17 protein-coding genes and 3 pseudogenes are annotated in these 14,140 nt (G+C 59.0%); 13 read left to right on the top strand and 7 right to left on the bottom strand.

The annotated features are described in order from the left end of the window. Positions 1-200 precede the first annotated feature (200 nt). The 3 genes from QK293_RS26260 to QK293_RS26250 are packed head-to-tail and all read left to right on the top strand — an operon-like array spanning position 201 to position 1,504. Positions 201-782 carry a DJ-1/PfpI family protein gene (locus QK293_RS26260; protein ID WP_282382936.1) on the top strand — a complete coding sequence of 194 codons (582 nt, stop codon included), beginning with the start codon at positions 201-203 and terminating at the stop codon, positions 780-782. Positions 783-796: 14 nt separating this feature from the next. After that, complete coding sequence (locus QK293_RS26255; RefSeq protein ID WP_008025707.1) at positions 797-1,102, top strand: ribbon-helix-helix domain-containing protein; 306 nt, start codon at positions 797-799, stop codon at positions 1,100-1,102. Positions 1,103-1,159: 57 nt separating this feature from the next. Beyond that, entirely contained in the window at positions 1,160-1,504 is a 345-nt protein-coding gene (locus tag QK293_RS26250) for a YegP family protein (protein WP_282382930.1), read from the top strand. 40 nt (positions 1,505-1,544) lie between these two features. On the opposite strand, the gene QK293_RS26245 is transcribed toward QK293_RS26250, so the two are convergent. Continuing rightward, a complete protein-coding gene (locus tag QK293_RS26245; protein ID WP_282382927.1) occupies positions 1,545-2,564 on the bottom strand; it encodes a DUF4917 family protein in 1,020 nt (339 codons plus the stop codon). A gap of 156 nt (positions 2,565-2,720) precedes the next feature. Between QK293_RS26245 and yiaY the strand changes: the two genes are divergently transcribed. After that, positions 2,721-3,869, top strand: coding sequence for an L-threonine dehydrogenase (gene yiaY / locus QK293_RS26240; protein ID WP_282382925.1), 1,149 nt, complete (start codon positions 2,721-2,723; stop codon positions 3,867-3,869). On the opposite strand, the gene QK293_RS26235 is transcribed toward yiaY, so the two are convergent. Both QK293_RS26235 and QK293_RS26230 read right to left on the bottom strand, forming a co-directional pair. Then, on the bottom strand, positions 3,866-5,032 hold the full coding sequence (locus QK293_RS26235; RefSeq protein ID WP_282382922.1) for an MFS transporter: 1,167 nt from the start codon (positions 5,030-5,032) through the stop codon (positions 3,866-3,868). The two genes, yiaY and QK293_RS26235, sit on opposite strands and share 4 nt — an antisense overlap. A 21-nt stretch (positions 5,033-5,053) precedes the next feature. Beyond that, complete coding sequence (locus tag QK293_RS26230; protein WP_282382920.1) at positions 5,054-6,289, bottom strand: aminotransferase class I/II-fold pyridoxal phosphate-dependent enzyme; 1,236 nt, start codon at positions 6,287-6,289, stop codon at positions 5,054-5,056. A 230-nt stretch (positions 6,290-6,519) separates the two neighbouring features. On the opposite strand from QK293_RS26230, the pseudogene QK293_RS26225 reads away from it, so the two are divergent. Then, positions 6,520-7,022, top strand: a pseudogene (locus tag QK293_RS26225) (LysR substrate-binding domain-containing protein); the annotation flags it as partial. Next, a pseudogene (locus QK293_RS26220) lies at positions 7,001-7,490 on the top strand (MFS transporter); the annotation flags it as partial. The pseudogenes QK293_RS26225 and QK293_RS26220, both read left to right, overlap by 22 nt. 43 nt (positions 7,491-7,533) lie before the next feature. On the opposite strand, the gene QK293_RS26215 reads toward QK293_RS26220, so the two are convergent. After that, complete coding sequence (locus QK293_RS26215) at positions 7,534-8,022, bottom strand: DMT family transporter (RefSeq protein ID WP_282382918.1); 489 nt, start codon at positions 8,020-8,022, stop codon at positions 7,534-7,536. 77 nt (positions 8,023-8,099) lie between these two features. On the opposite strand from QK293_RS26215, the gene QK293_RS26210 reads away from it, so the two are divergent. Continuing rightward, positions 8,100-9,011 carry a LysR family transcriptional regulator gene (locus tag QK293_RS26210; protein ID WP_282382914.1) on the top strand — a complete coding sequence of 304 codons (912 nt, stop codon included), beginning with the start codon at positions 8,100-8,102 and terminating at the stop codon, positions 9,009-9,011. Between the two features lie 31 nt (positions 9,012-9,042). Here the strand turns inward: QK293_RS26210 and QK293_RS26205 are convergent. Then, positions 9,043-9,332 (bottom strand): annotated as a pseudogene (locus QK293_RS26205) (type II toxin-antitoxin system RelE/ParE family toxin). Further along, positions 9,322-9,561 carry a ribbon-helix-helix protein, CopG family gene (locus tag QK293_RS26200; RefSeq protein WP_282382939.1) on the bottom strand — a complete coding sequence of 80 codons (240 nt, stop codon included), beginning with the start codon at positions 9,559-9,561 and terminating at the stop codon, positions 9,322-9,324. The pseudogene QK293_RS26205 and the gene QK293_RS26200 overlap by 11 nt, the downstream one beginning before the upstream one ends. 520 nt (positions 9,562-10,081) lie before the next feature. On the opposite strand from QK293_RS26200, the gene QK293_RS26195 reads away from it, so the two are divergent. From QK293_RS26195 to QK293_RS26170, 6 genes are all read left to right on the top strand, one after another. Then, the gene (locus QK293_RS26195; RefSeq protein WP_282382911.1) at positions 10,082-10,231 is read left to right on the top strand and encodes a hypothetical protein; all 150 of its coding nucleotides are present in this window, start codon (positions 10,082-10,084) and stop codon (positions 10,229-10,231) included. A 4-nt stretch (positions 10,232-10,235) separates the two neighbouring features. Beyond that, on the top strand, positions 10,236-10,718 hold the full coding sequence (gene fos, locus QK293_RS26190) for a fosfomycin resistance glutathione transferase (RefSeq protein WP_282382908.1): 483 nt from the start codon (positions 10,236-10,238) through the stop codon (positions 10,716-10,718). After that, entirely contained in the window at positions 10,715-11,353 is a 639-nt protein-coding gene (locus QK293_RS26185; protein ID WP_282382905.1) for a LysE family translocator, read from the top strand. Before fos ends, QK293_RS26185 begins: the two co-directional genes overlap by 4 nt. Before the next feature lie 103 nt (positions 11,354-11,456). Beyond that, entirely contained in the window at positions 11,457-12,806 is a 1,350-nt protein-coding gene (locus QK293_RS26180) for a diguanylate cyclase (protein WP_282382902.1), read from the top strand. A gap of 115 nt (positions 12,807-12,921) precedes the next feature. Further along, on the top strand, positions 12,922-13,080 hold the full coding sequence (locus QK293_RS26175) for a stress protein (protein ID WP_282382899.1): 159 nt from the start codon (positions 12,922-12,924) through the stop codon (positions 13,078-13,080). Between the two features lie 73 nt (positions 13,081-13,153). Continuing rightward, the gene (locus QK293_RS26170) at positions 13,154-13,657 is read left to right on the top strand and encodes a DUF4142 domain-containing protein (RefSeq protein ID WP_282382897.1); all 504 of its coding nucleotides are present in this window, start codon (positions 13,154-13,156) and stop codon (positions 13,655-13,657) included. Positions 13,658-13,710: 53 nt separating this feature from the next. Here the strand turns inward: QK293_RS26170 and QK293_RS26165 are convergent, their stop codons facing one another. Continuing rightward, positions 13,711-14,109, bottom strand: coding sequence for a low affinity iron permease family protein (locus QK293_RS26165; RefSeq protein WP_282382893.1), 399 nt, complete (start codon positions 14,107-14,109; stop codon positions 13,711-13,713). Between the last annotated feature and the right edge of the window lie 31 nt (positions 14,110-14,140).

Genomic DNA, 14,140 nt, shown 5'->3' with positions numbered 1-14,140 from the left:
TTTTTAGCGAAAAACATCTCGCGAAAGCTTGACCGTGAACAGAGTATCTACAGGTATTGCGGTGCCCTTGTAGGAGCGAGGCTTGCTCGCGAAGAACGATAACTCGGTCGTCAGGTAGTAGCTGGTTATTACCCGACCCTCTGGATAAGGACTACCTTGAATACTCCTGCATGACCCCATATTTCCCAGGAGTCCTCCCCATGGCGGCTAAAAAAATTCTGATGCTGGTCGGCGATTACGTCGAAGACTATGAAGTGATGGTGCCGTTTCAGGCGCTGCTGATGGTCGGCCACACGGTGCATGCCGTTTGCCCGGACAAAACCGCCGGTCAGACCGTACGCACGGCAATCCACGACTTTGAAGGCGACCAGACCTACAGCGAAAAGCCCGGCCACCTGTTTGCCCTGAACTTCGACTTCGCCAAGGTCGCGGAAGCCGACTACGACGCGCTGCTGGTACCGGGCGGTCGTGCGCCTGAGTACCTGCGCCTGAACGAAAAAGTCCTGGAACTGGTGCGAGCGTTCGACAAGGCCGGCAAACCGATTGCCGCCGTGTGTCACGGTGCACAATTGCTGGCGGCAGCGGGGATTCTTGAAGGTCGCGAGTGCAGCGCTTACCCGGCCTGTGCGCCGGAAGTGCGCCTGGCCGGTGGTACGTTCATCGATATCCCGGTGACGGAAGGACACGTTCAAGGCAATCTGGCCACTGCTCCGGCCTGGCCGGCGCACCCGAGTTGGCTCGCCGGCTTCCTCGGGTTGCTGGGCACCCAAATCACGCTGTAACGAGGGACCTGTCCATGTGCGAGCTTTACGTCAAAGCCGATCCGATCCTCTACGAATCGCGCTCCCGTTCGCTGCGCATCTGCGGGGTGGTCACCACCCTGCGGCTGGAGAATCAGTTCTGGGACATCCTCAGCGAAATCGCCGAGGTCGACGGCATGACCACCAACCAATTGATCGCCAAGCTGTATGAAGAGGTGATGGACTACCGCGGCGAGGTGGTGAATTTCGCCTCGTTTTTGCGGGTCAGCTGTACGCGGTACCTGAGTCAGCGGCGGGTGCAGGCGCCGGAATTATCGGTGGTTCGGGCGGTGGTGAAGTAGGGCAGGTTGGTCTTTACTCTGAAGCGCGAAACCTCTCAATTGCCAAGGAGAAAGAGCATGTCTGGATGGTATGAAGTGAGCAAAAGCAGCAATGGTCAGTTCAAGTTCCTACTGAAGGCCGCCAATGCGGAAACCATTCTGACCAGCGAGCTGTACACCACCCGCGCTGCCGCCGACAAAGGCATCGTGTCGGTTCAGAGCAACAGCCCGCTGGATGAACGCTACGAAAAGAAAACCACCAAGGATGGCCACCCTTACTTCAACCTCAAGGCTGGTAACCACGAGATCATCGGCAGCAGCGAGGCTTATGCCTCCGCTGCCGCGATGGATAAAGGCATCGCCGGCGTGAAGGCCAACGGGCCGACCACGGTGATCAAGGACAAGACCTTGCCGGTGCTCTGACTGTTCGAGATCTTTCCCATGCTCCGCGTGGGATTGATTTTCAGGCTTCGACTGGAACTGTGAGCTTCGGGCCACCCAACGCATGGGTCTTTGAATCAAAAAACCGCAGTTCCACACCAGTGCCCTCGAACACCTTCGCGTAATGCCGCTTCTGGTGCTGAATGAACGCCTTGCTGCGCGGATTAATCGAGATCGCCACCCCCTGCGGTTTCGCCTGGCGCAAGGCGTGGATGATGTGGCTGTCCTGCTCACCCAGGGCGTGACCGAAGAGGCACAATCCGTCGCCATGACCGAGTAGCTGGTCGTAGCAGAACGACAGATAGTCCGAGCTGCGAATGGTTTTGAGCTTGTCCTGCGCCGGACCTTCATTGACGAATAGCGGCACGTCGTCGAGGGTCTTGATCGTGTTGTTGATCGCGAAGCTGCCGAGCAACGTGCCCTCGGTCGACATCAGTTTGCGCGCCGTGCCGTCCTGATTGCGCACCAGATGCAGGCCTCCGTGCAGGTACAGCAGGCGGGTTTTATCGGTCGCCGTGGCGCTTAGATCGAAGCTCGGCTCCGCCCCCTGGAACAGGTCGGTGATCGCGTCAGGCTGATGCTGAATTGCCCAGTAATTGAGCAGGTCGTAGTTGGTGGTGAACACCGTCCGGTAGCGGCTCAGCTCCTGATTGATCGCCGCCAGCGTCGAGGGCACCACCAGCCGCCACGGGATGTGCACCGCGTGCACGCTGTTGATCAGCGCTTCTTTGATCGCGTAGTAACGATTGCGCGGTGCGGCGGAACTCACGGCCAAGGCCTTGTTGACCCGGCTGGTGGTTTTCAGCGCGCTGAGCACCTGCTCGAAGCTGCGCGTCTGCAGGGCGTCGAATACGCTCAGCTCGGACTGGCTCAGGGGCTTTTCTTCGACGGTGCGGGCGTTTTCGAACAGCGAGTCGTAGCCGAAGTCGTCCCACACGGCGCGGCTGGCGCCGTTGCCCACCAGCAGGCCGCCGAACGAGGCGGTGGTGCGCAAGGCGTTCCAGTCTTCAAGTTGGGCATCAACATCCTGGAAATCGGTCATTGCGGTCAAAGTCTCAAAGCAAAGGGTCTGATGGGCGGCGACTTTATCACGACCAAGACTTGAGCCAGATCAAGTTACTGCGCGGCCGATAGGTCGATCCTGTGGGTACCCGCTGGATCGGCGCTGCCGATTCGGCCTCAGCCAGGAGACTCGCTCATGAGCAGCACGTTTTTCATCCCCGCCGTGAACATCATGGGCATTGGTTGCCTGGACGAAGCCATGGACGCCATTCGCAAGTACGGTTTTCGCAAGGCGCTGATCGTCACCGACGCCGGGCTGGCCAAGGCGGGCGTAGCGAAGATGATTGCCGAGAAACTGGCGATACAGGACATCGATTCGGTGATTTTCGACGGCGCCAAGCCGAACCCGAGCATCGCCAACGTCGAAAGCGGTCTGGGTCTGCTCAAGGAGACTCGCTGTGATTTCGTGGTGTCCCTGGGCGGTGGTTCGCCCCATGACTGCGCCAAAGGCATCGCGTTATGCGCGACCAACGGCGGGCAGATTCGCGATTACGAAGGCGTCGATCAATCCACCCAGCCACAACTGCCGCTGATCGCCATCAACACCACCGCCGGCACCGCCAGCGAGATGACCCGTTTCTGCATCATCACCGATGAATCCCGTCACGTAAAAATGGCCATCGTCGATCGCAACGTCACGCCACTGCTGTCGGTCAACGACCCGGCGCTGATGGTCGCCATGCCCAAGGGCCTGACGGCTGCCACTGGCATGGACGCATTGACCCACGCCATCGAGGCCTACGTTTCCACGGCGGCCAATCCGATCACCGATGCCTGCGCACTGAAGGCGATCACGTTGATCAGCAACAACCTGCGCCTGGCCGTCCGCGACGGCAGTGACATGGCCGCGCGGGAAAACATGGCTTACGCGCAGTTCCTCGCCGGCATGGCGTTCAATAACGCATCCCTGGGTTATGTCCACGCCATGGCTCACCAGTTGGGCGGGTTCTACGACTTGCCTCATGGTGTGTGCAACGCGGTACTGCTGCCCCACGTACAAAGTTTTAACGCACTGGTTTGCGCCGATCGCCTCACGGATGTCGCCCGTGCGATGGGCGCCAATGTTCACGGCTTCACCCCGGAAGCAGGCGCCCAGGCAGCCATCGCGGCAATCCGCAGCCTGTCCGGAGACGTGGAAATACCCGCTGGTTTGCGTGAGCTCGGCGCCAAGCTCAACGACATCCCGATCCTCGCCACCAATGCCTTGAAAGATGCGTGTGGCGTGACCAATCCTCGAGCGGCGGATCAGCGCCAGATTGAAGAGATTTTCCGCAGCGCGTTTTAAGAAGTTTTGTGACCGGGCGCGAGCATCACGCAGAGCATCGCGCCCAACGCCAGCAAGGTACACAACAGCGACAACGGCCAGGCCTGCGGGCTTGCGATCAAACTGGCGATCCCGCCGATAACGGCGGCCATCAATTGATGAATGAAACCGCTCAACGCCATCGCATACGCACCACCGACCGGCGAACCGTCATTGGCCAGGGACAGGCTGATCGGGTAAGTCAACGACTGGCCGAACACCGCAAAGCAATAGGGCAACCAAAACAGCAGGGCCACTGAAGTGCCCGCGACACTCCCCAGCAACATCACCGCGCTGCCGGCCAGCACCAGCCCCACCCCCGCCGTCATCAACCCGCGTTGACCGGTGTGAAGTACAAAGCCATTGACCCCCAAAGCCCCCAGAAAATACGCCGCGCTGATCGGCCAGCCTAACAACCCGTATTCCACGGCCGACCAGTTGAACGGTCCTTGCAGAATCAGCGGCGCTGCGGTGTTGAACGCGACAATCACTCCGTACCCGAGGCCGCCGGTGAGGGCCGGCAACAGAAAGGCTCGATGACGCAAGATGCGCCAGTAGCTCGGCCAGGCGGATGACGGGGCATTCTCCTCGGCCAGCACCGGGAACCTAACCCGGGCCACGATTAGCGCCATCATCAGACTCACACCACCCAACAGGTAAAACATCGCTGGCCAGCCCAGCGCCACCTGGATGATCGACCCCAGGTATTGGCCGATACCCAGCGCCACCACGAAGGAAATCGAAATCCAGGACAACGCCTTGGCCAGTAGGTCGCCGCGGAAACTGTCGCGGATCAGCACCCGCGCCATGACCGAAATGCCGCTGGCGCCAATGCCCTGAACCAGTCGAAACGCCAGGAACGATTCAAGCGTCTGGCTCAGGGGCAACGCCAGATTGCCCAAAACGTAGATGCCGAGTGCGGCGAGCAGCACCGGTTTGCGGCCGATACGCTGGCCCAGGCTGCCCCAGAACAACATCGGCAGCGCCATGCCGATCAGATACACCGCCAGCCCCCAGGAAACCTGCGAGGCGTCGGAAGACAAATCCCGGGCCATTTCCGGCAGCGCCGGCAGGTAAATGCTCATGCCTAATTGAGCGAGAAAAACCGTGCTGCAGGTGACGAGGAGGGTGGTGCTGCTCTTCATTGAATCTTCCCTGGTTTCAGTTCAACAGCCGATTTCCCGGCCTCGAGTGCGTAAAAGCTCGGTAATAAGTTCACAAAAGTGTCGGATCAGCGTCGGCTCCATGTCGGCGCGCAGGGTAATTCTGATGGCTGCCTTGCCTTGTGCGACCACTGGGAAAAAGACTGCCGAGGTGAAGAAGCCGTGATTGGCCAGCTCCATGGCGATGCTGTTCGCCAGTGCTGCTTCGCCGCAGTTGACCAGTCGAATGGCCATGTTGCTGTTGTGTTGATCGGTTCGTATGAGGCTGTCGAACAGCTGGATATTAGCCTGAAGTTTTTCCTGCAACGCGGCAAATTCCGGTGTGCGATGAAGCTGGATGGACGCTCTGCCCGCGCCAATGGCTGCACTGTTCAGACTTTGCGACCAATTGCTGGGGCCGCCGTAACGCGCAATGAGCCTCTTCTGCCGTTCATTGCCCAGCATCACCAGACCGCCGCTGGCGCCAAACGACTTGGCCAGCGAGGCGACGATCAGGCAGTCACCCTCCAGGGCATGCAACCTGGGGCGCACGAGGCCTGCGCCAAAGGTTCCGACGGCGGACAGCGCGTGGGAGTCGTCCAGATAGAGAAACAACCCGTAGCGGTCCTTCAGATACAAAAGACTGTCCATGTCCGCGACCCCACCCATGCTGTACGCACCGTCGGCAACATACGCAACGGTGCGGTGTTGCTGACACTGCGTCTCAAGAAAATCCATGTCGTTATGAGGACAGGTCACGACCGTGGTTTCATCCGCGCAGGCGGCTTTCAGGTGATTCATCGAGTAGTGCGCCAACCGGTCAAAGACCATCACGGGAGGGCGGTTTTGCGTGAACACGCCGCTGGCCAGCAATGGCAGAATGGCGGCACTCGCCGCACTGCACGACAGGGTGCTCAGGCAACTGGCGCCGAACAGCTCGGAAAGTTCGGTTTCGTACTGTTCCAGAATCGCCAGCTTGCAGCGGTTCTTTGAATTGGCGACGCGAAGGGTGCCGGTTTCCCACAGTGTGTTCATGGCGCCGTCAAGAATATCGGGATGGTGATCCAGGCCCAGGTAAGACGTCGTACAGAAATGATGAAAAGCGCGCCCGTACTGATCGAGCATCCGGTTAGCACTTTTGATTTCGACGTTAAGCCCCGAAATTTTTCCGGCTTCAGCGCTCTCCCAATCGTGATCGGCCAACGCGATGACTTTGCGGTAGTTGGTGTAGAGGTTTGCCGCGTGTGTTGTCTGGTCCATGTGAAGATGACTTCCTTGAGTGAAACGATCCATGAGTGTGTTGCAGTCCGTGTGTGTTTCCAGACTTTACAGAACGCGGCGGGGGCTTTGAATCGGCTGTTTCCGGTACGGCTGAGTGTTACAAGAGATTTATGTGTAGGGCGATGCCTCGTGATGTTGTGGGCTAATTGCTTGGGAACAGGGCTATCCTGGCGACTCAGCCGAACCCAAGCATCGAGCCCTCCCCTGCTGGCGTGGCCGACCTGGGAATCTGCTCCAGTGACAGCGACGTCAAAGGTCTGCACAGCGTGCTTTGGTGGTGTTGATGCTGCCCAATCATCCGTTGGCGAGCCGTTCCAGCCTGGCGTTCGCCGACACGCTGGGCAGCGACTACGTCGGTCTGCATTCCGCCAGTTCGATCAACATGCGCACCCACGCAGCCGCGCGCCAGGCCGACAAGGTGCTGCGGTTACGGATTCATGTACCGGGTTTTGACGCGATGTGCCGGATGGTCCAAGCCAACATGGGCATCGGCATCCTGCCGCAAAAGGCCTATGAATTATTTGGCAGGGCGTTGGGTTTGCATGCGGTGCCGTTAACGGATGACTGGTCGGATCGTGCGTTGGTTCTGGTCGTGCGCGATGAAGCGGCGCTGTCGCCGGTGAGCCGAATGTTGTTCGAACAGTTGCGCGGAGCGGATTGGCCAGCCGTATCGCTCACCATGAACCGCACAGTGGCACCGAAAGCCCGGTGATGATTGGTTTGCTGACCACCATCCCTTACATCTGCGGCGCCATCAGCATGGTGGTGATCGGGCGGTTGTCCGACTCGACCGGTGAGCGGCGCAAGTTTGTCGCAGGGTTAGTCGCGGTGGGCGCGGTGGGGTTCTTCTGTGCGGGGATCTTCGCTATCCACACGACCTTCCTGATTGTCGCGCTGGGCTTGCTCGGTGCCGGGATTATCGCGTCCATCCCGAGTTTCTGGACCCTGCCGCAAAAACTGCTGGCCGGTGCCGGGGCAGGGGCTGCTGGCGGGATCGCGGTGATCAACACCCTCGGCCAGTTCGGCGGCATTGTCAGCCCGGTGATGGTAGGGCGGATCAAAGACCTGACCGGCAGCACCACGCCGGCGCTGTATGTCATCGGCGTCGCTGCGCTGATCGCCGTTTGCGCTGTTGATGTGGGGGTTGCCGCAGAAGCTGCGCACGCTCGACAAGTTTTAAAAGATCGCAGGCTGATGATCGACCACGTAGAGCATGGGAACGATCAGGATGTCGCGATCACCGCTTTGGCCGGCATATCACCGAACTGAATCAACACCACACCGGCAATCAACAACACCGCCCCAAACACCCGCGGCAACGTCATTTGCCGTTCCATCAAGCCAAACAATCCAAAGTGATCCAGCACCAGCGAAGCCACCACCTGTCCCGCCAGCGCCAAAGCAATAAACCCCGACGCCCCAAGCTTGGGCAGCAGCATCAGCGCCAACGAGATAAAACACACCCCGAACGCACCACCAGCCCACATCCACAGCGGCGCCCTGGTGATGAACGCCAGTGATGGCAGCGGCAATCGCATCGCCAACATAATCGGCAACACCACCACGATGCTCACCAATAACGACGCGAGCGTCGCCCATAACGGATGACCCAACCCACGCGTGAGGTTGGCGTTGATCGCACTCTGAAAAGGCACCACCGCCCCGGCAATCACGGCCAGCAGCAACAGCCCGGCCCAATGCAACGTACTCATGGTAATTCTCCAACAGGTTTTGCTGGACTCTAGAGTATTCGTCGCGCAGATTTAAATTCCAAATTGCTATCCAGAACATGCATCAGATGAATGATCTTCGGCGCATCGACCTCAACTTGCTGGTGATCCTCGACGCCTTGCTCAGCGAACAACACGTGACCCGTGCCGCCGAGCGCCTGCACCTGAGTCAGCCGGCCGTCAGTCATGCCTTGGCGCGACTACGTGATCTGCTCGGCGATCCTTTACTGGTGCGGGCGGGCGCCACTCTTGTGCCAACACCGCGAGCCCTGGAGTTGATGGCGCCTTTGGCCGAAGCCCTGGCTCAGGTGCAATCGCTGCTGGCACCGAATGCTTTCGATCCGGCCACCGCCAAGCGCACCTTTCGCCTGGCGATGTCCGACTACGGCGCTGCCATCGTCCTGCCGAGGTTGATACGGACCTTGCGCCGGGAAGCACCGGGCATCGATCTGCAAATCAGCCATGCCAGCCGCGAAGGCATGCTTGATGCTGTGCTCAACGGCGACATCGACATGGCGGCAGGCGTCTTTCCAGAGCTGCCGAACGAATTGCGCAGCACCCCGCTGTTCGAAGAGCACTACGCCTGTCTGGTCGACCGCAACAGCCTGGCCGCCGATGGCGTGCTCGACCTGCCGACCTACCTCGCCCGACCCCACGTCCTGCTGGAAATGCGCGGCAGTGGCACCCCGGAAATCGAACGGGCCCTGACTGCGCTGCGTGAACGCCGCCGAGTTGCGATCAGCCTGCCGCACTGGAGCGTTGCCCCGGAATTCATCAGCGGCACGGACCTGATCCTTACCGTTGCTTCACGTGGGCTGCGCGAGATTGATGAGCGGTCGTTGATTGTTGTTCCGCCGCCGTTTCATATTCCCTCGTTTACGTTTGTGTTGGTTTGGCATAAGCGACGGGGCGGGGATCAGGCGTTGAACTGGTTGAATGGGCGGATTGGGGAGGGGATTAGGCACGGATGACGTTCTATCCAGTGCCCTGATTTTGTAGTGTTTACCAACTGGTAGGCGGAAGACGCCTGGTATGGAAGTCCCTTAGTACCTGCAGGCGTCCTTGGCGAACTCGATAGGGAATTAGATAAGGTCGGTCTGGCAAGACCCATTCTCGAGTGCCGGGCAGGCGGCCTTCACGGCCGGTTGCCGGGAAGAGTGCAAGGTGATCGACGCTGGCAAGGATGGCTTGGACGAAGTCCGCTGCGGCTTTCGGATTCTCAGTTGCTATATAAGCGAAGCGGCTTCGTCATCGAGATTTTTTAATGCGGTACGCAACCACTCAACGCGCATTGGCAGTCCACCTATCGGAGATTGCTTTCACTTCCTCAGGTGTCGCGAAGTCTCCTGCGTCTGCTTCCTTCAGAGCTTTTTGAATTTCTTCGATTTGCCAGGCTTCCCGTGCCAGGTATTCACGTAACGCATCCACGGCAAGAAATGACTTGCTGCGGCCAGTGGCCTTGGAAAGATTGGCGAGGGTATCGGCGATTTCGTCTGGCAGACGTAAAGACATGACGGACATGACGGACATGACGGTCTCGATGTAGTGGTTTGTAATACAACGATACGACATCGTCGTGCAGGGGAGGACGCTACCTCCATTCGTCTGTCGTAACAATTGGTTGAACGGACACTCCGAGCCGGGGATAGTGCGCTGCTGAAATTGTTTGGTTTTGAAGCACACAAGGAACAGGGACATGACATTGAAGTCCGGGTTGATGGGATGTTCGGCGCTGTGTGGTTTGGTGATGACTACCAACACCAGACTGCTCGGCCGCTTACGATTCCGACGCAATCGGTTCTGAAGGTCTTGTCATTGATACGGCGCGTTACAAGCTGGCGTCGGATGTCCGAGCCTTTGGCCTGCGGTCGGACTTTGGTCACCGATCAAGTGCTATGCCCTACTCCAAAACCGATCTTGCGTTGTACCTCAGGGATGGTAATACCCTGCGTCCAGTGCTGGAGGGGCTGGTGGTTGCCAAGGGCAGGACATACGCAGAACCGTCGATATCGGCAAATCAACTCACAACGGATTTGCAGACTTGATCGTCACTTCAAGCACCACCGTGCTGAAAAGCTTCAAATCAGGCGAGGACTGCCTTTCTAAAACCAGCGATCTGAAAAAAACACAGATCACGCTGAGCTACGATGGCAAACATTACGGCGTGCCTGAAGAACTCAAAGGTTACTGACAACATGCTCACCGGCCTCAACCACCTGACCCTTGCCGTCACCGACCTGAACCCCAGCGTGGCGTTCTATCAAGATTTGTTGCAGTTGCGCCTCGAAGCCTCTTGGGACACCGGCGCCTATCTTTCACTGCCGGGTTTGTGGCTTTGTCTGTCTGTTGATCCGCTGCGCAGCTCTAAGCCTGCCGCCGATTACACCCATTACGCCTTCACCGTCAGCGCAGCGGATTTCCCCTTGTTCGTTGATCGCCTGCAATCCGCCAACGTCCTGGAATGGCGCGACAACCTTAGCGAAGGCGCGTCCTTCTATTTTCTCGACCCGGACGGCCACAAGCTCGAAGCCCACGTCGGTGACCTGGCGTCTCGGCTGGCAGCCTGTCGCGAGCGTCCGTATGCGGGGATGAAGCTCTTCGACGATCAGTCAGTCGATCCCCGGAGACCTGAGATAGACTTGCGTGCATTCACCCCAGCTCAACAGGACTCCCCATGACCCCATCGCTGCTAATGGCCGTTCTCGCCTCGGGCTTTATTTACGGCATCACGCCGGGGCCGGGTGTGCTGGCGGTGTTCGGCATCGGTGCGGCGCGTGGTCGGAGGGCAGGGGCGGGGTTTCTCTGCGGGCATTTGCTGGGGGATGTGGTCTGGTGCAGCACTGCGCTGATCGCGATTGTCGGTGCGCGGGAAATCGGCAGTGCCGCGTTCGATGTGCTGGGCGTGCTCAGCGGGCTGTATCTGTTCTGGCTCGGCCTGCGCGCGGTTCGCGCTCGTCGCAGCAGTGTCGAAGCGCCACAGGGGCCGGCTCGGCAGCCGTTCTGGCACGGCATTCTGTTTGGCCTGACCAATCCGAAGGCTTACCCGGTGGCGGTGGCGACGTTTACCGCGCTGCTGTCCAGCCGTGCCGAACTGCTGCATTGGTCAATGCTGCCGTGGTTGATTGTCCTGAGCTTCGTCGGTGGCCTCATGGCCTACGCTATCCTCATTGGCATTGTCGGTGCGCGACAGGTGCGCAACGTGTACCTGCGCCATGAGCTGTTGATCACCCGGCTGTGTGGGGTGATGTTTATCGGTTTCGCCATCAACGCCCTGGCGCATGCATTGCCCGGGCTGGTGACGAACAAGGCTTGAAACTGATCGCAGGGAAGCGTCAGTTGCAACGTCATCGCACGGGCGTATGACCGGTCAGGGATGGTTCTTTATTGCTGCATTGTTCGGACATGCGCCCTGCACCATGGCAACCAGAAATTCCGCGCCGTCGGCGAGTTACATCGATCTCATGCTGGACGCCGTCTGTGCGGTCGACACACAAGGTCGCTTCGTATTTGTCAGCGCGGCCTGCGAGCGTATTTTCGGTTACACCCCCGAAGAGCTGATCGGCCAGCCGATGATCGACCTGGTGCATCCCGCCGATCGTCAGCGCACCCTCGACGCCGAGCGGGAGATCATGGGCGGCGAACCCAAGCTCAATTTCGAAAACCGCTACCTGCGCAAGGATGGCCGAGTGGTGCACATCCTCTGGTCGGCACGCTGGTCGGAGGTCGACCAATTGCGCATCGCCGTGGCGCGCGACATCACCGAGCGCAAGCAGGCCGAGTCCCGGCAAGCGGCGCTGTATGCGATCTCTGAAGCCGCCCACGCGGCGGAAGATTTGCTGGCGCTGTTCAAACGCATCCATTTGATCATCGGTGAATGGCTGCCGGCACTGAATTTCTCCGTGGCGCTGTATGACCAACACTGCGCGCAGCTGAATTTCCCCTATCACGTCGACGACTATGAGCTGCAACCCGAGCAACCTGGGACCATCACTGGACGTCTCTGTGCCGAGGTGATTCGCAGCGGCCAGCCGATTCTGCTGACCCCGGATCAGAACAACTTGCCAGAAGGGTTTGAGGCACTGGTCGCGAGCCCGCATTCGCCCTGCTGGCTGGGCGTGCCGTTGAGTTCACAAAACGGCACCATCGGTGCGCTGATCGTTAAAAGCGTGCCCGGTGGCGAGCGCTACACCGAACAGGACAAGGAGTTGCTGCAATACGTGTGCGCCCAAGTCGCGACCGCCATCGAACGCAAGCAATTGCATGCCCGACTGCAGCGCATGGCGCAATACGATCAACTGACCCAGCTACCCAATCGCGAATTGCTCCGTGACCGGCTCAAAGCTTCGCTGACCCTGGCCCGGGCGGACAGCGGCCGAATGGCGTTACTGTACGTCGACCTCGACCGCTTCAAAGAGGTTAACGACACCCACGGCCATGCGGTGGGCGACATGCTGCTGCAAGCGGTCGCCAATCGGCTCAAAGGCTGCGTGCGCGAAACCGACACGGTGGCGCGCATCGGCGGTGATGAGTTTGTGGTGTTGTTACACAGCATTCGCGCCTCGGAAGACGCCGACAGCGTGGCGGGAAAAATCCGTCAGGTCCTGGCTCAACCCCTGCGCCTGGATGGCCACAGCCTCATCATCCAGACGAGCATCGGCGTTGCGCGATACCCCGACCACGGCACTGAAGAAAAGCAGTTGTTCCGACACGCCGACGAGGCGATGTACACCGCCAAACGCCAGCATCACCTGCGCACCGGGGTCTGAGTTTCGTCACCGTTCGTCGCGGCGATGCCAGGTTTTCTAAACCTTTTTGGACATTGAAATTCTGATCTTATGCGGGCTCCTGCTCGCCGCGATCATTACCAAGAGGTAGAGAATCATGCCTAATTCAAGAAACTCGAACTCGGGAAACACCACCAACGATCGAACGAAGGCGTCTGAAGCCGGTCGCAAAGGTGGGAAAACTACCACCACGACTGTCGATAAAGAGCCTGCGAAACCAGATATGGGCCGCAAAGGTGGTCAGAAGTCGAAGTAGTGGTGGAGGTAGTTTTGATTGAGAGGCGGGAGCGTAAGCTCCCGTTTGAATTTTTTACGAGGAGGGCGCGACCATGAGCCGGATGGCCACCCGATTACGCAATGCCAGTTTTGCCACGTTACTGGGCCTGTGTGCCAGCAGTGCCTTTGCCCAGTCCCCCGCCGAATTCATCAACGATGCGTCGGCCAAAGGCATGGCCGATATCGAAGCCAGCCGCCTGGCGCACCAGAAAACCGAATCAAAAGAGGTCAAGGACTACACCATCGTCGTTATCAATGACCGCACCACCGCCAATCAGCATCTGGCGAAAATCGCCAAGCAGCTCGATTTGCCGGTGGCCCCGCGCGAAGAGGTCGTCGATAAAGCCAAAGCCTTGATGCCGCAAGTGAAGGACGGCGCGAGCTTCGACCAGGCCTACGCGGCCAGTCAGGTGAAAACCACCCAGGAAGCCATCGAACAGCTTCAACAGCAAGCGCAGACCACCGACGTGCCTGAAATCAAAGCGTTTGCCGAGGAAACCCTGCCCAAACTGCAGAACCACCTGCAAATGGCCAGGGTGTTGCAAGCTAGCCGATAGTTACCCGGTGCGCGGGTGACCTGGTCACCCGTGAATCCTGGATCAACATTCATTCAAATCCTGCTTCTTGGTTCCTGGACGACGGTGCCGTCCAGTGAAATCGTTTCGCCCTCGCCAAGTTGCCGATACTGCTTTCTCAGCGCTTCCAACTGCTTCAGGTCCAGCGATTCGAGCCCCAGCATCGCGTTCTGCGCCTCTTTCGTTACTCGCAGCAACTCATCGACCTTCAAATGCAAAATGTCCGTGTCGCGGTTCTGAGTGTTCTGAATCAGGAACACCATCAGGAACGTAATGATGGTGGTCGAGGTATTGATGATCAGCTGCCAGGTATCGTCGAAATGAAAAACAGGCCCGCTCAGGCCCCACAGGAAAATCAGAACAATCGCCCCCAGGAACGTCCGGGGACTGCCGGCCCACAGGGCAAGTTTTTGCGAGATTTTTGCGAATTTCATTGCCGTGTTCCTTATAGGGATGCGTCTGGTT

Source organism: Pseudomonas sp. AL03 (assembly GCF_029960815.1).
Taxonomy (GTDB): domain Bacteria; phylum Pseudomonadota; class Gammaproteobacteria; order Pseudomonadales; family Pseudomonadaceae; genus Aquipseudomonas.
The sequence above is the reverse complement of the archived record's forward strand: the minus strand, read 5'-3'. Positions and strand labels throughout refer to the sequence as shown.